The organism is Microcoleus sp. B5-D4 (genome assembly GCF_036705145.1).
GTDB lineage: Bacteria > Cyanobacteriota > Cyanobacteriia > Cyanobacteriales > Microcoleaceae > Microcoleus.
Window position 1 is genome coordinate 19724 of sequence record NZ_JAUBTV010000050.1, and the last position, 19982, is coordinate 39705.

The following is a 19982-nucleotide window of genomic DNA, read 5'->3' on the forward strand; positions in this document are numbered from 1 at the left end:
AGCTATTGTTGATTTTTGTTTGGCTTTTATGATTATGAAGGATATCGAGCTCTCTGAGAAGGAGACCCTTGGATCAGATGTCAGTATTGACACCTATCACGTTCCAGTTTTGGGAAGCGAGTTAATTGCGGGTTTGGCTGTGCGTCCAGGCGGTCGCTATTTGGACGCGACGCTTGGGGGCGGCGGACACACGAGTTTGATTTTAGCGGCGGCGGCTGATGTTACAGTGGTGGCGATCGACCGCGACGAACAAGCCATCAGTTTTTGCCAAGCCCGATTTGCCAACTCGCCCGTTGAGTTTTGGCACGGCAACTTTGCTGAATATCAGTCCCCAGAGGCCGAATTTGATGGTATCATAGCAGACTTGGGCGTCAGCTCTGCTCAGTTCGATACACCGGAACGGGGATTTAGTTTTCGCCACCCAGCTCAACTAGATATGCGTATGAACCAGCAGCAATCTTTGACGGCAGAAGAGATTATCAACCACTGGGAAGAAGTTAAACTAGCAGATATTATTTACAAGTACGGCGAGGAGCGACTGTCGCGGCGCATCGCGAGGCGGATTGTGCAAAGCCGTCCTTTTCAAACTACAACAGAACTTGCAGGGGCGATCGCCTCCAGCTTCCCCCCCAAGCAGCGCAACGGCAGAATCCATCCGGCCACCCGTACTTTCCAAGCTTTAAGGATAGCCGTCAACTCCGAACTAGCGTCTTTAGAAACTTTCCTAAACCTTGCCCCAAGGTGGTTAAAACCCGGTGGGAGAATCGGTATCATTACATTTCACAGCCTGGAAGACCGACCTGTCAAGCACCAACTCAGAGGAACACCCAGTTTGCAGGTACTGACAAAAAAGCCGATCGTGCCGCAATCCGAAGAAGTCGCTAGAAATCCCCGCTCTCGTTCTGCTAAGCTCAGACTGGCAGAAAGATTAGCTTGATTCGGCAGTAGTAATATGCTTGCTGCAAAAAGTTCAGAGATTAGGGAGACTTGTATGCAGCAATCAAGTACGATTCGGCAAAGATGTAGGGAATAGCGCCAACAACCCACCACTAACCCTCCGGGTACAGTGGGGCTTGAAATACAGCCGGTGTTGACCAGACTTAGGTAGCAATACCTGCGTTAGTAGTAAGTGTTAAAATTCACACCGAGGACAGTGCCCAGCTAGTTAAGAACTCTGCAATCAGAGCATTAATTAGCCGTTTTGAATGCAGGTGTGTTTAGAAAAGTACCGACTGCTAACAAGGTCATTGCTCGTATCACAGCGTCAGTAACTCAGGGCTAAAGCCACTGAGCTTGTAAGAGAAATCAAACAAGCTGTACTGACCAGCCTAAGCCTTAACAGGCTACGTTATTTAGGTCATGACACCCTGGGATGCGAAGCTAGTCCCCTGCCCTGTCGCTAGTAGTTAAACAGTCTTAAAGTCACTGAGACAGTGCTGCCAGCCTAACAAGCCTCTATAACATTGGCGAAGCTAACTTTACCCCAGAAATGGGAGATTGAGGACAACCATATCCTCACGCCTTGGGGCAACCATACCCCTCTGCCCCGCGAGGGGATTCAAGGCGATTGAAATCGCCGGGTCGTTTTCCTCTCAGGACTAAAGTCTCGGAGCTTCCCACTTACCGAGTATTTTTTGTGAAAGCTGACTGGGGAATTTTCCCTATTGAAGCGGCCTACCGAGGCGGGTTACAGTATCGAAAGCCTCTCATCTGTGCGAACAGATGGTGCGAAAGGAATGCTCACCTTGAGGTAAAACGGGTTTCTTTAACTCAACTTGACGTAACTGATATGTTGCATATATCCAGCCCCCCTTTTCCTCCCGCCACCTTGCTGATAACAGCTATGGTGGGGGTTTTCAAGGGGGAAGAAAGATGAGTCGGGGAGATGGAAGCAAGCTGAAACTGATGGTAGTCGATGACGAACCCGACAACTTGGATTTATTGTACCGGACGTTTCGACGCGACTTTCAGGTTTACAAAGCAGATAGCGCCCTCAGCGCCCTGTCCGTTCTAGACGAACAGGGCGAGATGGCGGTGATTATATCTGACCAGCGGATGCCAGAAATGAATGGCACCGAGTTTTTGGGGAAAACAGTCGAGCGATTTCCCGATACGATTCGGATTCTGCTAACGGGATACACCGATGTTGAAGATTTGGTTGAGGCCATCAACTCAGGTCAAGTTTTCAAATACATCACCAAACCGTGGAATCCAGAAGAACTCAAATTGGTGATCAATCAAGCCTCAGAAACTTACAAATACTACAAGCAGCGCAGCGTTGCATTGCGCCGCGCTTTACGCAAGGAATCTCTGTTCAATGAGGTAATGAGCGTGATTCGCGGGTCGCTAGATTACTCTAGTATGGTACAAACTATTGTTCAAACCGTAGGTCAAACTTTTGAGGCCAACTATTGTATGCTGCGGCCGGTAGAGACCGATCGACTATTGCCGAGTACCTTCCCCTACCAAGCCCAAACCTCTGAAGCCAGTAGCTTTTCTTTTGATGAAAATTTGCTGGTTCAAGCTGTAGCCACCCGCCAAACTCAAGTGAACTCAAACAGTGAGGGCGACGGTAACTCGGTTGAGATTGCCGTGCCCCTGACTTACCAGCAAGAATTGCTGGCGGTACTGGCTTTGTGCCAGATTGGCGGCACTAACCCTTGGTCGGCAGAAGAGATAGAGTTAATAGAAGGTGTAGCAGCTCAAGCTGCTCTCGCCCTGTCTCAAGCTAAGCTATACCAGCGCACTCTGGATTTAGCCAAGCAGATGCAAAACGAGTTGGAAGTGGCTCGCCAAATCCAAACAAACTTGTTGCGCCAAAGTTGGCCGGATTTTGAAACTGTCAGGGTGCAAGCTTGCTGCTATCCCGCGCGGGAAGTTGGGGGCGACTTTTTTGAAGTCTACGTCCACTCCCAAGGGGATATTTGGATAGCGGTGGGAGATGTTTCGGGTAAGGGAGTTCCGGCTGCTCTATTTATGGCCAGCGCGATTTCGGTGATGCGGCGGGAACTTTCCCAAGAAGTTTCTCCAGAGCCCGATCGAGTTATGCACAATATGAATAGCAGTATGTCTGACGACCTGATCGGCAACAACCATTTTATTACAATGGTTGTAGCTCGTTACACTCCGTCAACCGGACACCTGGCATTTGCTAATGCTGGTCACATTTACCCGATTGTTTGGTCTCACTCGGAGGTGAAAGCTCAAGCCGCTAGCGGTAAAACCCCAGCCGAGCCGAATTTCCTGAAAGCTCGTGGCATTCCCTTGGGGATACTACCAGTTTGGAGGGGCAAAGCGGGTGCGATCGAATTAAAGTCAGGAGATGTATTTCTGCTGACGAGTGACGGAATTACTGAAGCTAGCGTGACGACTGAAGCGGTCGCAGGGGGTGTACCAACCCGTTCTATGCTACAACAAGAAGGGCTTTGGCAACTCTTGATTCAGGAACCTGGTTCTTTCAACTTGGACAATTTGTTGGCTTACATCCGAGCCGACAATCCCGTTCAGGAAGACGACCAAACCATACTCTCTCTGGAGGTTCTTTGAATCTGTCAGCGACTCCCGACGCATAGTCGGGGGTCAGAGGCGAAGAAAATTAAGCCCTGCTGGTTGGCGGCCCATAGATTAGTCCTGCAAAGGACGGCGTTATCGTCAACAGTAAAAAACCTAGCCGGCGATGGCGCAGCTAGTTTCCTGAATCGCTTTCCTGGGGGATTAAATACCTGTAAAGGGTTAAGGTAGAAGGCATTCGTCAGAAAAAACCAACGCTTAAAAGCCAAGGATTGAAACACAGATTTTTTATGCCTCACTGCTTGCAGTCTCGGTATGATTATCAATTGTTAAGGGGCTTTAAGCTCATAACAAAAGTTTTCAACTATACTCTTAACTTCTGCCTTCTACCGAATGACGAATGCCTGATTTTTAACCAGAAAAGGCTAGTATCCCCCGATTAGTGACAAGTATTGAGGCCGAATCCATTCGGCGCGTCGTATTTCATACCTGGAAGACACAGGGTTTTCAAACTTACGGGATTTTTTTATGAATACTGAGCTTCATGTGCCAAGCGACTTGCGGTTTTTAACAATTGTTGAAAATTGGTTGCTGAGCAGTTTGGAAGTAGAGCTAGGAGAGCACGTCGATTGGCCGCGTCAGTCGAATCGTTTGCGCTTGGTGTTAGCAGAAGCCTATTCTAACGTGATCCGCCATGCTCACAAAGATCAACCCAATTTGCCCGTGTTAATTCGCTTGAATTTAAAAAATAGGGATATTGGTTTAGAAATTTGGGATTACGGTAAAGGTTACGAAATGGATACTTACAATCCCCCGAGACCGGAAGCTAAACAGGAAAGCGGCTACGGCTGGCTGATTATGAGCAGACTTATGGATCGGGTGGACTACACTTTGCAAATAGACGGTCGCAACTGTCTAAAGTTGGAAGCGAGTTTGCCGGAAAAATCTTAATTAGTCATTAGTCATTAGTCATTAATGATTGGCAAGGCACTTTTTGACTCGCTTTGGCTGTCTGTCGCACACTGCGGTGACAGCCAATTTTTCGTGCAGTAGCGTCAGCCAAACGCGAGACTGTAAGATTGTAGGGGTAAAGTCCCGATCGCACAAATGGCCCAGAAACCGGGTTTTTGGACCCTTAGCGACGCTTCACCAGAGATTTGGTTCAAAAACCCGGTTTCTGCCTCATTCTTGCTATAAAAATCCACTCAACCTGTCGATCGCACGATTTTAGCTATTACGTGCGATCGAGAGGTCAAACAAAAATAGGCAATTTAAATCTGAAACAGCTTATCAAACATCAAATTTTTTCTGTGACCGCATACTTAGCAATTCTTGGGGAGAAGCTAACAGTTTTACCGTGACCGAAAGGAGTTTTTGATCAGAATTGAGCAAGAACAACCATCCGACATTAACAGCAAATGCGGAAGTTTGCACCCGGCCGCTGACCTGAACTTCTACATTGCCATCTTCTAAAATTTGGCTGACACCTTTCTGGGGTTCTAGCTGCATTCCTCGCGCTTCTTTTTTGAGATAAGTGGCGATCGAGATGTTGCCGATAATGGGCTCTTCAAACGGCGCGTGCAGAACCCCGTCATCGGCAAATAAATTAGCCGTCGCGTCAAAATCGCCCGCGTTTAAAGTTTCAAGATATCGCAGTACCGTTGGGTTTGTGATGCCTGCAATCTTTATAGAGGTAGTTAAAATAGGTCGAGTTGTTGCGGTCATAAAAGAAGTGATTTTAGATGAATGAGTATACTGTAATCATTCTCTTTGTCGCAGCAAATCCCTCAAAAGATATAAGTAGGGCTAGGAAAATAATTCTCCGAAAAAAGGAGGAACCGGAGAGCGTCGATCGCAGCTTGAGGAGCGATCGACCAAAATCAATCCTACTTTCAAAAAATACAAGTGTAGCCAAGCTGTAAACCCTGATACAATCAGTCATTTTCCATGCTTCAATTCTTGAATCTAAAATTTAAAATCTCAAATCTAAAATGATATAAACCCAGACACCTAATGGCATCTGGGTTTTTGGGCAAGCCTGTTTAACAGAGCCAACCAGAATATTCTATTTGCGGATCAAATTGAGCAATTCCTTTGGAGATGCCAATAAGTCGATCGCCACAAAGAAAATTTGACCTTGGGGATCGAGCATAAACCGCCACGCAATGTTCATTCCCACATTCGATCCGAACCAAGGAGTTTCGACTTTGCCGGTGACTTTCACTTGGCGGTAGCCATCTTCTGCGGGTTCTGATACGCCTTGCTGGGGCATCATTTTCAGTCCGATGCACTCTTCCCGCATATAGTTGAGGATAGCGTCGCGACCGACGATCGGCTTTTGGAAAGGTGGTTGCAGGGCACCTTCTTCAGCAAATAAACCCACGGCTGGGGTGAAGTCGAAGGCGTTCATGTAGTCGATGTAGCTGAGCACTGTCTGCTCGCTGATACCCTCAATTTGGGTTTTCACCCGCTCTTCGGGAGCGGTGGGAGTGCTGCGGGGGGCTGAGCGTTTGCCGTACTCTTGGCTGAAATCTGGGTCGTAGCCCATGTGAACTACGGTGTTGCGAAGTACGGTAATTTGTTGGCCGGGATCGAGTTTTTTGATGGCTTCGAGAACTGTGGTGGCTTCGGGAGACATTTGATAGCCCGCGGGGATCGGAGCGACAAGGCCCTGTTTCATCAACTGTCCCAACTCGTACCAGAAACCGAGTTTGGTGTTGACGCGCAAGGATGTGTAAATCCGGCCAATTGTTGTGTCGGCGTTGCTGGCTAGGTCAAACATGGTTTTGCTTTGAGCAGCCGGCGACATTTGCTTGATTTCGCTCAGGATGCCTTCAACAAGCGCCATGCTGGCTACTCCGGGAGCTGCTGCGGTGATGGAAACGCCCATTTCGGTGTAGGCATACCAGAGCAAGGCTAGTTGGTCTTCAACGCTGAGTTTGTAGAACGCTTCCGTGGTAGCCGGAACAACGCTAGCAATCTCGGTGTTGGAAAAAATAGATTGAGCTGATTGAATACTAACTGCCATATGTATCCTGTGGGATTCGCTGTCGGTTTTACTTGCGTACTTGAATTTGCGAATCGAATTCTCCCTAAATTAAATTATGTGACATTTTTTACATTTTGGAGTTCAAATTTATAAATATAAAGATTGTGGAAGTATTATCAATTATGTCCCTAAATTACTCTGAAAAATACTAGACTTATAGCGCAATTTGTGCTATTGTTCCTTACCCGATGAAAAAATCAATTAATAGCGATCGCATTAAGCAAAAAGCCCTTGAGTTGGGATTTCACAAAGTCGGGATCGCCTCAACAGACAAGGATTTCGATCTAGAAAAACAAAGATTGCAAGCTTGGCTGGACAAGGGTTATCAGGCGGATATGGCATGGATGGCAAACCCGAAACGGGAGGATATTCGATTAATAATGCCAGAGGTGCAGTCATTAATATGTCTCGCCATCAACTACTACACACCTCACGAACGCCCCTCAAATCCCGCTTCTGAGGGGGGGGTCGAGGCAGGGGTCGAATATGCTAAAATTTCTCGCTACGGTTGGGGGCGGGATTACCATAGAATTTTGCACAAAAAACTGAAGGTTTTGGCAAATTGGGTGCGATCGCAAGGCGAGGGAATTGAAGCGCGGTATTATGCTGATACCGGGCCGATTCAGGATAAAATGTGGGCACAGCGTGCCGGGATTGGCTGGATTGCCAAAAATGGTAATGTAATTTCGCGCGAATACGGTTCTTGGGTGTTTTTGGGCGAAATCTTGACTAATTTGGAGTTAGCGCCGGATGAGTCCCATACGGAACATTGCGGTACTTGTACTCGCTGCATTGAGGCCTGTCCGACGGGGGCAATTACTGAGCCTTTTGTGGTGAATGCCGATCGATGTATAGCTTATCACACGATCGAGAATCGAGCCGAAAAATTGCCCGACGAAATTGCATCTAATTTACAAGGCTGGGTAGCAGGTTGCGACATTTGTCAGGATGTTTGTCCTTGGAATCAGCGGTTTGCTAAACCAACTGATGTGGCAGAGTTTGAGCCTTATCCTGAAAATATAGCACCGACACTTGCAGAATTAGCCGACATTTCCGACGAGGAATGGAACCGCAGATTTACCGCTTCGGCGCTGCGGCGCATTAAACCCGAAATGCTGCGGCGAAATGCGAAAGCCAATCAAATTCACCCTTAAAAGTTGAGATGTTCGCGCTCAAGGTGCTTAGGGTGCACCTTACCCTATAGATAATAACCCTAGGGTGTGTACGGATGGCCAAGAGCCAATACATTATGCAGTAAGTCATTCCCCATCTAAAATCTAAAATCTAAAACGCATCGCTAAGAGTTAATAAATTATGCAGTAAGTCATTCCCATCTAAAATCTAAAATCTAAAACGCATCGCTAAAAGTCAATACATTATGCAGTAAATCATTCCCATTTAAAATCTAAAATCTAAAATCTAAAATCTAAAATTGTATGCTTCCCCGTTCCTTATTTGCTATTGTCTAATGACCAAAGTAATTATTTTTGATTTTGACGGTACTTTAGCAGATACAATCGATATTCTTCTAAGCATCAGCAACCGTTTGTCAGTAGAATTAGGCTTTAAATCGGCGACCAAAGAGCAAATCGCTCAACTGAGCAATTTAACTTCTTGGCAACTCCTTCAGTATTCGGGCATTTCTATCTTCAAATTCCCGCTGTTGATTAGAATGTTGAAAGCAGAGTTACGCACCGAAATTCCCAATATTCAATTATTTCCGGGGATTAAAGAAGTTGTACTGGAGTTAAAAACACTGGGATTTCAACTGGGAATAATCACATCTAATTCCAGAGAAAACGTCTTGGAATCGCTGGAAAAAAACGGTTTGCAAGACACTTTCACATTTATTTACTCTGGCTCAACTTTTGGCAAACATAAAGTTATTAATAGCTGGCTAAAAAGAGAACGTATAAATGCTAAAGAAGTCGTTTATGTGGGAGATGAGATTAGAGATATAGACGCTGCTAGAAAAACAGGAATTAAGGTAATGGCTGTAGCTTGGGGTTTTAATTCTCAGGAGGCTTTGGCTGCACACAATCCCGATTTTTTGATTCAAAGCCCCCAGGAATTGATAGAAATTATGAGTAATTTGCGGGAAGTATAAACTGAAATTGCCAAAAGTAAGACTCCTCGGTTGAAATCTCTTCTAGACAAACTCTCGTTCCACCAAAGAGGGACTAAAGAATAAAAGGGATATTAAAGCCTGATTTGTTATCAGCCATAGTCCTATTATCCTAAGCTGTTGTGCATTTAAATTGTATATTTCGAGTCTCGATCAAAAATCGTCAAATCCTCTCCCCCTCTCCTCTTCTCCCCCTCTCCCTCTCTAATACCATAGGCAATCTAGATGCAACACAGCTTATGTGCGATGAAATTATGTTAATCTCCTTCGCCCCGTTTCAGTGCTGCTAAAACTGCTTGCTGGCTAACTGCTTGGTAGATTTTGCTAAAATGCTGCTTGAGGGCGTCAGATGCGGGCGAGGATTTGCTAGCGGTTCCTTTTCCGTCGGTTGCGATGGGAATTGGGCCTAAGATATCTAATACTGTTTCGCTGCTGGGCGGGGGTACAATTACTACTAAAGATGATTCTAGCTGCTGATTGTATTCCCAAAAGCGATCGACCTTCGGCAATTTAGAATTCGTAGTGGGGGCATTTTCGCCGGAGTTGAGTTGGGAATTTTCCTCTCCTTGCGTACCTCGTCTTTGACGAAGTGCTGTCAAGATTTGCTCTTTGGTTCTCCCCCGCAGTTGAAAGAGTACAAAGGGGTCTTCGCTGAAGCGATCGCCCAATAAGTAGTATACTGCACTGATGTGTTTGCAAGGGTTTTTCGGGTCAGGACAGCTACAGCGCGATCGAATATCAGATAAGCTTAACGGAAATAGCGTTTTGCCTGCTGCTGCAAATACATCCTCAATATTGTGTGGCATTTCTCCTGCTAGTAATTTAGCGGAAAAAACTGCTCTTTGCGACATATTTTCAATCACATAATCCCAATCTTCATCGCTCAATGTATCGAGTCCTAAAGAAACTTGATAGGGTTTTGGATCAGTTCCTTGAACTATGGCAATTACTTCTTGATTGGGAAATTTAATGCTGAGAACTTTACCTTCGCGGGCGTATTGCCAGCCACGTTCTAAGCGCTTTTTGAAGCGGTAGGTATTGATTAAATCTAACCACTGTTGTGTCCACCATTCTCTGTCAATCATTTATTTGGGAATTGGGAATTGGGCATCGGGCATTGGCCAAACAGGTAATTGGGATGCTGGAGTCAATCGATTTTAGATTTTAGATTTTAGATTTTAGACTGAAGCATTGACCCCACGGATAAATTCGGGGGGCAAGTTTCATCGGATACAGGTTTTTTATTTCTCCCCGGATTCATCCGGGGGCTTGTATCCTGGATGCTGGAGTCAGAAAGGAAAAAACAGCTATCCGTGTATCCGTGACATCCGTGTCGTGCTGTTGGGAATTGGTAATTAATCATATTATTCTTCTTCGGTTTCTATAATAGCATTGCGATCGAGAATTAGTAAATTGCGAAGCTGGTCTGTATCTAGCTCGGTGAGCCAGTTTTCCCCAGCGCTGACAACTTGTTCGGCTAGAGCTTTCTTACTTTCGATCATATCGTGTATTTTCTCCTCTAACGTACCTGTGCAGACAAATTTGTGGACTTGCACATTGCGGGTTTGACCGATGCGAAATACGCGGTCAGTTGCCTGATTTTCTACTGCGGGATTCCACCATCTGTCATAGTGGAAAACGTGCGTTGCTCTCGTTAAGTTCAGGCCTGTGCCGCCTGCTTTTAAAGATAAAATCATAATTGGCGGGCCTTGGGGATCGTGCTGGAAGCGATCGATCATTTCTTCCCGCTGCTGTTGCCGAATTCCTCCGTACAAGAACAAAACTTCTCGTCCTAAATGCTGTTCTAGATGGGGTTTCAGGAGTTTTCCCCATTCAGCAAATTGAGTAAAAATTAAAGCCCGATCGCCCTCAGCGATCACCTCTTCTAACATTTCCAGTAACCGCTGCAATTTCCCCGATTCCTGACTCTTAATCTCCAATTCTTTCGGCTTACCTTCTGCTTTCACAAGAGCCGGATGGTTGCAAAGTTGCTTGAGTTTTACCAGCAAAGCCAGAATCATTCCCCGGCGCTGAATGCCTTCGGCTGAGTCTAATTCAGCTATTGACTCTTCGACTATTTTCTGATATAATACCGCCTGTTGAGTTGCTAGCCCGCAAAATACAGTCATCTCCTGTTTTTCGGGCAAATCTTGGATGATTTCTTTGTCAGTTTTCAGGCGGCGGAGGATGAAAGGCCGAACGAGTGATCGCAAAGTCTGCAAAGATTCTCGATCGCCGTATTTCTCGATCGGAATTGCAAATCGGCGCTGAAAGAAATTGCGCGGTCCCAAATAGCCAGGATTGAGAAACTCCAAAATTGACCACAATTCTTGCAGTCTATTTTCCACCGGAGTTCCCGTCAGCGCAATTCTAAAAGATGCCTCGATTTGCCGCACTGCTTGCGACTGCTTAGCCTCGGAATTTTTAATATTTTGCGCTTCATCTAAAACCAATCCTTGCCATTTAATGCCTTGAAATTCCTTCGCATCCCGAAACACCAGGGCATAACTGGTAATGATTAAATCTTTTCCCTTAATCGCCGCAGCAAATGCTTTGCCTTTAGCGCGTTGGTCTCCGTGGTGTAGCAATACTTTCAGCGTCGGGCCGAACTTCTTGACTTCGCGTTCCCAGTTGCCCAATACCGATGTCGGACAAACCAGCAATGTCGGTCCTTCCAAGGAATCTTTTTCTTGTAAATGCAGGAGAAAAGCAATTAGCTGAACAGTATTGTGGCACAAAATATTATTGGCAACAAAATTGTGATGTTTGCCCACCTCAAAATCATAGACCCACCCACTGTACTCAAAATCCTCAATTTCTTCTATTCTGCAATAAAATACTTCGCGATCGAGTATAAGTTGCAAATTTTCTCGGACACTATCTAACTGCGCTACATTGAGATTTGCATAAGCCTCTAGGGTCTGATTCGTCCATTTAGAAGGCTTTAGCTGGCGGTACTCCTGTTCTGCGGAACCACCAAGCACATTTTCCATACCTGCTACCACCTTTCCTAGGCTGATGCGGGAAAACTGCTGGGAACCGTTAATATAAACAGGATTGTGCATTCCGAAATGGCGCAATGGTAATTTTGTAATTTCCACTGCACGAGCGACGATATCAGAAGCAGGAATTCCCTCAACATTGGTGTTGCAAGGCAATTCGCAGATCTGCTCTAATTTACGCTGTTTTTCGGGATAGCCAAAACCAATTTCTTGGAAAAATATGCGCGCTGAGTTACCGCCGAAAGTACCGATATAATAGGTGCGAAAAATCCCGCTGCCATTGGTGGCGCATTTCTGTTTAGTGGCGATTCGCAGCCAAATTCCAAAGCGCCGCAGCAATGTAGAAAGTTGTTGGATGATTAAAGGCGAAGCGGTGCTAATTTCGATATTTCGCGTGTTAAGAAAGACAGAACCTTCAGCATCAAAGTAGTTTCTGAGAAAAATCCGAATGCTATCAAGATTGGCTTGCATGATAAATTGCGGGAAGCTTTTCTCGGCTGACAGTTTCCCCCACTCGTAGCCTTTAGCCTCAAGAAAGCATTGGTACGATCGACTGCATACAACCAAGTCTGCTGCTGTCTGCTTAGCACGAGTACGAACAGCAGGATTATTGATTTTTACTCCATACTTTTCGCCGATCCGGTGCAGTGCGACACGTAACTCTTGAAGAACTGTCGCATCTTTTTGTGCGATCGAGAGTACAGCCCGATCGCGCTGCTCATATCCCTCAGCTATTTGCCAAGCCAGAAACTTGACCAAATCGGGATCTTCCGGCTTTCCTTCCCAATACAATTTAGCAGGAACGCAAACATAATCTCCAACCTTGAGGTCATTTGTCCAGCCATCGCGTCCTAACAATTTGTGGCGGCGGGTAATTGTGATGCTGCTACCATCTTGTAGTTTGATGGTTCGCAACTTTTCTTGCACTTGCTGGCGGTAAAGTCGTCGAATAGTCGCCTGTACAATTTTGCCTGTTTCCTGATTTATGGAATTTACCAGTAATTGCTCGTTAGGTTCAGACCAAAAGCCCTCACCGTCGAATTCTGTTTTTCCGGCATAAGTTTCCCATATTTTTTCAGCTTTTTGTAAAAAGCCATTGACAAAAAGCAAAGTTTGTGGTAACGCGCATTTACCAGTTCCCATATCGTCCGCGAGACAAGCGCCCAAACCCCAGCGTTCTAAGAATGCTAACCAGCCTGCTCCTAGGGCTTGATAAGGCCGCAATTGTCCTCGGAAACTAGCCGGAGTTGCGATCGCACTTACCGCTTGATTATCGCTCAAAGTATTCAACAATTCCTGAAGCTGACCCGTAGCCTCAAAATTCACCACAGGCAATTTCTCGATCATCTGAGTATCGCCCGACGCCAAACGCAAAGCATCCTCCAAAGAAAGAGTCATTTGCTCTTTGCGACTGGCAAAAAAAGTTTGAGCCGCTTTCACATCCGGCGCGCGCAACTCCACCCACTCGCCGTTAATTTCCACCAAAGGTGAATTCAACGCAATCAATCTGTCAAATTCTGCCTTAGAAATGCGCTGTCCGCCGATCGTCAATTCCCACTTAAAATTTAGCAGACTTTGCAATCCCAACCCCCCCTTGCCCCCCCTTACTAAGGGGGGGTTAGTTTCTCCAGCCCCCCCCCTTACTAAGGGGGGGTTAGTTTCTCCAGCGCCCCCCCTTACTAAGGGGGGGTTGGGGGGGGTTGTTTCCGCTTGAATGCTCAAACCCAAACGACTCGCCCAACCATCCGTCTTTGTCAAACTCGGCGGCAAAACTACGCCCAACCCGCTATCAGCAAACCGCCAAGCTACAGACTTAATAAACTCGTATGCTTGCAGCGGATTTAATTGACAAGATTGAGGCCGCTGTGCTTGCAAACTCGGTTCAATTAACGGATAAAGTTTCGAGGCTAAACCCAAGCCGCTAAGCAAAGTTTCTTGAGGCAATTCTATTGTCCGCCCCGCATAAGCCAAACGCTCGACAGAGTTGTTCCAAACAGTTGTCGCGTCTACCAAAAATTCGTTTTCATCTGCTGCTTGCAAGCAATAATTTAAATTCCAGTTGGCTTTACCAGGAGACGGCGGTATGAGTTGAAAACAAGTGCGAAATTGACTTTGTTGAGATAATTGGTTTTGCAGCGGTGCAGTCCAAGCACTCAGCTTGGTTGCCAAGTTTTCCAATGCTGCTGTTTCTACTTGCACAATCCCAGATTCCTGCTGCAAAGCTTGCAGCCAGTCGCGCACAGGAGAAACTGCTTTGATGTCTAAAGTAGAGCTACCAGCAGATCGCACTTGACTATCTACAATACTGCTCAAAAAGCCTAACACCAATTCCTCAGCCCCCATCGGCAAATCCACCGCTAAAGGCAATTGACTGGATTCTTCTGCCTTCTTCCCTCTGACTTCAACCTCTGACTCACGCTCATCGATCCTTAATCCGTGTATCCGTGTCAAAATCCGTGTCGTGCCTTCCTTCTTCTGATATGTTCTGCAAGCCGTCGGCATTTGCTTGACAAAAGTGGCGAGGCGGAGTGTATCTGTAGAACTATCTAACAGAGGTTGCCATTTGGCAATAGCAGAACCGTCCGACTGTTTCTCCAATCCAGGCAAAAACTTGCATCTTGCCAACAAATCCAAACTCCACCTAGCAACATGAGACCAAAAACGCAAATCTGAGCCGACAAAAGAGTCGGGTTCCGTGCTGTTAAGCGGTAGTGATTGCAAGAAAACAAAAGCTGCTTGAGGGTTGAGACAAAAACCCTCGAGTTGCCAGGGATAAAGGTAAATTTCCTCGGTTTTGGCCGGTTCCTCAAGTGCTGCTGCTGAGTGCTGCGGCATCAGAGTTGTGTTCGATTCTGAGATTTGGGTGGGAAGTGCGATCGCCCGAATTTCCCTTTGAATTGAGGAGTCTTGGGTGGGAATTTCTGCGTTTTGAGTTTTGGGCGATCGCCTAGTTTTTTTGCTTTTTTCCGGTGGAGTTTCTGCGGTTTCCGGTAATTGCCAATCCAGTTTTCCCGACTGCTGCAAGGAATTTAGGAAAATCTTAAATTCAGATTCTGTCATTGCTAAGGGATGCGGTAAATTCCTCCCCGATTCTAGGGTTTCAATTGCCCCAACTTTCCGCCAAGTTTCTCCCCAAATAAATAAGCAACTTTTTTCATTTTCTAGGAGCCAACTGCCGTGTAAAATTGCCATCTTTTTTACCCTGATATTTGTATTTAAGTGCGAGGTTGACTACAGCATTTATATGGGATTTGTGAAAATTTTATTTAAAACAAACCGAGGAAATTTTGAGCCAGATAGGAATTAGGTAGAACCTTTATATTTAGGTACTTAGGGCACACCTTACCGCTTATTCCCTGGCCTAGATAACTAAATCCCTCTTCCTTCTTCCTTCAACGTCCCAATTCCCAAACGAAAATTGATCGTACCATCTATGGAAGGCGTTTAGCGGACGATCGACCGGAGAATAGACCCCAGACAGCAAAAAAAAAATTTCGAGTATAAATGCTTACAATCGAGACAGAGACAGTCGATCGCGAGGCGATTATCCCTGTCTTTTGGCGTCGGACTCTCAAACATCCTGTGGTAATGTTACGATCCCGACAGAGAAAGAATGTGGTAGATAAGGAAGCAGTGCTACATGGTAGAGATAGACAAGTCAATATCCTTCGATGGACGGGATATTAGACTGAAGATTGGTTTACTAGCGCCTCAAGCAGGCGGTGCAGTTTTGATTCAGTCGGGTGACACGGCGGTTTTAGTGACAGCGACTCGATCGCAGGGGAGAGAAGGAATTGATTTCCTGCCCCTGTTGGTGGATTACGAAGAGAGACTCTACGCTGGCGGTAAAATTCCCGGTGGATTTTTGCGAAGGGAAGGGCGTCCCCCAGAAAAAGTGACTTTGACTGGTCGTTTGATCGATCGACCGCTGCGTCCGCTATTTCCAAGCTGGCTGCGAGATGACATCCAAGTTGTAGCCACAACGGTTTCGATGGACGAACAAGTGCCACCAGACGTTTTGGCGGTGACGGGGGCTTCGGTGGCGATACTGCTGGCGAAAATGCCGTTTTACGGGCCGATGGCGGCAGTGCGAGTCGGTTTGGTAGGGGACGATTTCATCATCAACCCCACCTACAGCGAAATCAAAGAAGGCGAGTTGGATCTCGTGGTAGCTGGTTCTCCTGACGGAGTAATCATGGTGGAAGCCGGCGCCAACCAGTTGCCCGAACAGGATATCATCGAGGCGATCGACTTCGGCTATGAAGCAGCCTGTGACTTGATTCAAGCCCAGCGCGAAATTATGGCGGAATTGGGCATCGATTTGGTGGTAGAGGAACGGCCATCGCAAGATTCGGCCCTGGAAAACTTTATTCGCGATCGCGCCCAAGAACCCATCCGCATCATTTTGTCAAGATTTGAAAAAGACAAAACAATACGGAATGCAGCATTGGACGAAGTTAAGGCAAATGCAGTCGAAGCTGCGATCGCCGAACTCCCGGAAGAGGACCCGGTAAAAGTAGCGGCCACCGCCAACAGCAAGGCGATCGGCAACGTTTTCAAAGACGTTACCAAAAAAATGATGCGGAAGCAGATCCTCGAAGATGGCGTCCGTGTAGACGGCCGCAAGCTAGACGAGGTGCGACCCGTTTCTTGTCGCGTAGGCGTGCTGCCGTCGCGAGTACACGGCACTGGGTTGTTTAATCGCGGGTTGACTCAAGTCTTGTCCGCAGCTACCCTGGGAACCCCAGGCGACGCCCAAGACTTAGGAGACGACTTGCACCCACAGCAAGACAAACGCTACCTGCATCACTACAATTTCCCGCCGTTTTCGGTAGCAGAAACCAAGCCGATGCGATCGCCCGGACGCCGAGAAATCGGTCACGGAGCCCTCGCAGAACGCGCTTTACTGCCGGTTTTGCCATCCAAAGAAGATTTCCCCTACGTGATTCGCGTAGTTTCAGAAGTCCTTTCTTCCGACGGTTCCACCTCAATGGGTTCAGTTTGCGCCTCAACGCTAGCATTAATGGATGCAGGCGTTCCCCTTTCCCAACCCGTCAGCGGCGCGGCAATGGGCTTAATTAAAGAAGGCGATGAAGTCCGAATTTTGACTGACATTCAGGCAATTGAAGACTTCTTAGGCGACATGGACTTCAAAGTAGCCGGTACCGACACCGGGATTACTGCTTTGCAGATGGACATGAAAATCAAAGGTTTGCCCTTAGATGTAATTGCCAATGCCATCCGCCAAGCCAAACCCGCCAGACTGCACATTTTAGAAAGAATGCTGGCAAGCATCGACACTCCCCGCAAGGAAATGTCGCCGTTTGCACCACGTTTGCTAACCCTGAAAATCGATCCAGAATTTATCGGTTTGGTAATTGGGCCAGGTGGCAAAACGATCAAAGCCATCACCGAAGAAACCGGTGTCAAAATAGACATCGAAGACGACGGAACCGTGACAATTGCTGGCAACGACAGCGAAAAAGCTCAGCGGGCTTACAACATTGTCCAAGGCATGACACGCAAGTTGAATGCAGGAGACGTGTATGTCGGCCGCGTAACTCGAATTATTCCGATCGGCGCTTTTGTGGAAATTTTGCCCGGAAAAGAAGGAATGATTCACATTTCCCAGTTAGCCGACTACCGCGTTGGCAAAGTGGAAGACGAGTTAGCTGTGAACGATGAAGTGATTGTCAAAGTGCGAGAAATTGACAATAAAGGTCGAATTAATTTGACCCGCTTGAATATTCATCCCGACGAAGCGGTAGCCGCCCGCGAAGCGCTGAATAAATAGTTTACAGTTGGTAATTGGTAATTACTTATAGAGTAATTGCTAATTGCTAATTGCTAACTCGTGATTAGTAATTGCTAATTGCTAATTGAGATTAAATCTGATTGTTTCAGATTGATTTGGGAGTAGGTGCGCGACAGCGACAGATCGACAAAAGTGCGATCGGCTGTAGAAGTTAATAAAGTCGCGCACTTTACCCTCGGCGGTTGAAACCGCAACTACATAAAAGAAGTCCCCGCAGAGCGGGAACTCAAAAAAATATAAAGTATGCTTAGGTAGTTACTATAAATGATACGATATAGGCTTGTAAACCGCAGACATTGCAGGTGAAGATAGCAGGTTTGATTTTCATCAGCGTCTGTATAAAAACGCAGATAAAGATGACCTCAAGACCTCGCTACGAGCCCGAAGAGAATATTAGCCGTCATAGTGCAACTGATCCAGAGAAATGCGAGCAAATGGCCAAGCGTCAGGGATGGGAATTAATCCGATGGGAAAAAACAAACGATTCAATACTTAAGGTTGATTGTGTCTTTGAAGGGTTGACAGAGTTTCCACCAAGTCCATACGAACCCGAACACGAGAGAGAGGAATAAATCAATGCCAAAACGGTTGATCATTTTCAAAACAGAATCGCTTTCTTCCCCGGGATGGGAGGATAGATTACTTTCCCATACAGGTGCTCTCACAAGTATCCTAGCAGAACACTACGACTACTCAAACAAACCTCTGCCTAAAACGGGCGATCGCCTGCGAAACTTTGGCCATTTTAAAGAGAGTGCAGAGCCTAAATCCCCTGCTGCTAGCACTCACGTTCGCTGGGGAGATTGGGAGGTTTCGCGCGTAGAGGAGTACAGGCCTGAAATTCCGAATGCTGAATACGACAGTTTAGCGGTATGCTACTGTTGCTACTCACCCATTGATCCCGAATGGAAAGAATTGCCGAAAATTCAAGTTTCCCAACTGCAAAAACATTAAAAAAACAGAATTCCAGATGCCCGACTTCTGGAAAAAGTCTGACATCTAAAATAAGATAAAATCAAATCACAGCAATGCAGTCAATTTCAACTAACACATCTTTCGGCAAACGCGAAACCTCCACACAAGCGCGCGCCGGTGCAGTTTCCGCATCAAAATATTTCGCATAAACCGCATTTACGGCGGCGAAATCATTCATATCTTTGAGGAAAACCGTAGTTTTTACCACATCCAACCAAGTAGCGCCGGCTTCTGTGAGAATGGCTTCGAGATTTGCCATAACTTGTTCGGTTTGTTTTGCCACGTCGTCGGTGTAGACAATATCGTTTAGTCTAATGTCGATCGCAATTTGACCAGCTACAAACAGCATAGTGCCCGTAGCGGCAATGGCTTGATTGTAAGGGCCCACGGGTGCGGGTGCTTTGTCAGTACGAATAATTTTGCGCGTCATAGATATCACTTTTTGGGATAGTTTTTCCGAGGTTTCCGGCTGGTAGATTTGTCCGTCTGAGGTTTCTGGCTGGTAGAGTTCTCCATCTGGCATTATCGCACCAGTGAAGTCTGCATTTTTAATATTCCAATCATAGGTTTGAGCATCCGTCAAGTCTGCTTCCTGAAGGTTGGCTTCCTCCAAACTTGCTAGCATTATAGTTGCTTTTTTAAGGCTAGCTTTTTTTAGATTTGTCCTTTTCAGACAGGCTTTTTTCAAATTAGTCCCTGTGAGGTCTGCTGCACTAACATCCGCCTCAGTCAGATTCACGCCTGATAAGTTAAATGCAGACAGATTGACACCTCGGAGTTTGGCTCTCTGAAAATTGACACCTTCGAGGTTAGCACCCCCTAAGTTCACTTGAATCAATTCGGCTCCTGTCAAGTTTGCCCTAGTCAAATTTGACTTGCTCAGGTTTGCTCTATTTAACTTTGCGTTCTTCAAGGAGGCTTTAGTTAACGATACAGAGCTTAATTGGGCCTCACTCAGGTTTGCATTTTCCAGTTTAGTATTACTCAAATTGGCCCCATTGAGGTTTGCCCTACTCAAGTCAGCCCCGCTGAGGTCTGCAAAACTGAAGTTGACACTATTACCTTCCAGCCCGATTAAGTTTGTTCCTAACAGGGATGCTCTACTCAAGTCTGCGCCATAGAGGCTTGCTTTGTTCAAAGTGGCCTCATTCAACTCAGCTCCTGTCAAATTTGCACCGCGTAGGTCTATTCCACTCAAGTCTGCACCTTTGAGGTCTATCCCACTTAGCTGTACGTTATTAAAGTCCCGTTCGCCTTTAGCGTATTTTTCTAAAAGTTCTTTAGCATCCATAAATAACCTCGATCGCCCTTCCGCTAAACCCCACTTTCCCAGCCTACCACCAAAACCGAAAGCGCGATCTAAATCTGCGTTAATCCGCGTCAATCCATTTTCATCTGCGGTTAAGAAATTCCATTTTTTAACCGCAGATATAGGCAGATGAACACAGATTAACGCAGATGAACTAGAGATTATCTGCGTCAATCCGCGTTAATCCATTTTCATCT

13 protein-coding genes are annotated in these 19982 nt (G+C 46.3%); 8 read left to right on the forward strand and 5 right to left on the reverse strand.

What is annotated here, in order from left to right; translation table 11 throughout:
* Positions 1-34 precede the first annotated feature (34 nt).
* The 3 genes from rsmH (at position 35) to QUB10_RS21450 (ending at position 4461) form a co-directional block, all read left to right on the forward strand.
* Complete coding sequence (gene rsmH / locus QUB10_RS21440) at positions 35-937, forward strand: 16S rRNA (cytosine(1402)-N(4))-methyltransferase RsmH (protein WP_333205317.1); 903 nt, start codon at positions 35-37, stop codon at positions 935-937.
* Positions 938-1872: 935 nt separating this feature from the next.
* A complete protein-coding gene (locus QUB10_RS21445; RefSeq protein ID WP_333205318.1) occupies positions 1873-3546 on the forward strand; it encodes a SpoIIE family protein phosphatase in 1674 nt (557 codons plus the stop codon).
* A gap of 492 nt (positions 3547-4038) precedes the next feature.
* Positions 4039-4461: an ATP-binding protein gene (locus QUB10_RS21450; protein ID WP_006633914.1), complete on the forward strand. Its 423-nt coding sequence runs from the start codon at positions 4039-4041 to the stop codon at positions 4459-4461.
* A 339-nt stretch (positions 4462-4800) separates the two neighbouring features.
* Here the strand turns inward: QUB10_RS21450 and QUB10_RS21455 are convergent, their stop codons facing one another.
* Complete coding sequence (locus QUB10_RS21455; RefSeq protein ID WP_333205319.1) at positions 4801-5235, reverse strand: nuclear transport factor 2 family protein; 435 nt, start codon at positions 5233-5235, stop codon at positions 4801-4803.
* A 340-nt stretch (positions 5236-5575) separates the two neighbouring features.
* Positions 5576-6538: an orange carotenoid protein N-terminal domain-containing protein gene (locus tag QUB10_RS21460; protein WP_333205320.1), complete on the reverse strand. Its 963-nt coding sequence runs from the start codon at positions 6536-6538 to the stop codon at positions 5576-5578.
* Between the two features lie 209 nt (positions 6539-6747).
* Here QUB10_RS21460 and queG point away from each other — a divergent pair, with 209 nt between their 5' ends.
* Both queG and QUB10_RS21470 read left to right on the forward strand, forming a co-directional pair.
* On the forward strand, positions 6748-7713 hold the full coding sequence (queG, locus tag QUB10_RS21465; protein ID WP_333205321.1) for a tRNA epoxyqueuosine(34) reductase QueG: 966 nt from the start codon (positions 6748-6750) through the stop codon (positions 7711-7713).
* A 314-nt stretch (positions 7714-8027) separates the two neighbouring features.
* A complete protein-coding gene (locus QUB10_RS21470) occupies positions 8028-8666 on the forward strand; it encodes an HAD-IA family hydrolase (RefSeq protein WP_333205322.1) in 639 nt (212 codons plus the stop codon).
* A 275-nt stretch (positions 8667-8941) separates the two neighbouring features.
* Here QUB10_RS21470 and QUB10_RS21475 read toward each other — a convergent pair whose 3' ends face one another.
* Together QUB10_RS21475 and QUB10_RS21480 are read right to left on the reverse strand one after the other, a co-directional pair.
* A complete protein-coding gene (locus tag QUB10_RS21475; RefSeq protein ID WP_333205323.1) occupies positions 8942-9769 on the reverse strand; it encodes an SWIM zinc finger family protein in 828 nt (275 codons plus the stop codon).
* Positions 9770-10048: 279 nt separating this feature from the next.
* Positions 10049-14878 carry an SNF2-related protein gene (locus QUB10_RS21480; protein ID WP_333205324.1) on the reverse strand — a complete coding sequence of 1610 codons (4830 nt, stop codon included), beginning with the start codon at positions 14876-14878 and terminating at the stop codon, positions 10049-10051.
* A gap of 448 nt (positions 14879-15326) precedes the next feature.
* Here QUB10_RS21480 and QUB10_RS21485 point away from each other — a divergent pair, with 448 nt between their 5' ends.
* The 3 genes from QUB10_RS21485 (at position 15327) to QUB10_RS21495 (ending at position 18455) form a co-directional block, all read left to right on the forward strand.
* Positions 15327-17480 (forward strand): polyribonucleotide nucleotidyltransferase, encoded by a 2154-nt coding sequence (locus tag QUB10_RS21485; RefSeq protein ID WP_333205325.1) that lies wholly within the window; start codon positions 15327-15329, stop codon positions 17478-17480.
* A 377-nt stretch (positions 17481-17857) separates the two neighbouring features.
* The gene (locus QUB10_RS21490; RefSeq protein WP_333205326.1) at positions 17858-18073 is read left to right on the forward strand and encodes a hypothetical protein; all 216 of its coding nucleotides are present in this window, start codon (positions 17858-17860) and stop codon (positions 18071-18073) included.
* Positions 18074-18077: 4 nt separating this feature from the next.
* A complete protein-coding gene (locus tag QUB10_RS21495; RefSeq protein ID WP_333205327.1) occupies positions 18078-18455 on the forward strand; it encodes a hypothetical protein in 378 nt (125 codons plus the stop codon).
* Positions 18456-18516: 61 nt separating this feature from the next.
* Here QUB10_RS21495 and QUB10_RS21500 read toward each other — a convergent pair whose 3' ends face one another.
* Positions 18517-19959 (reverse strand): Rid family detoxifying hydrolase, encoded by a 1443-nt coding sequence (locus QUB10_RS21500; RefSeq protein WP_333205328.1) that lies wholly within the window; start codon positions 19957-19959, stop codon positions 18517-18519.
* Positions 19960-19982: the final 23 nt, after the last annotated feature.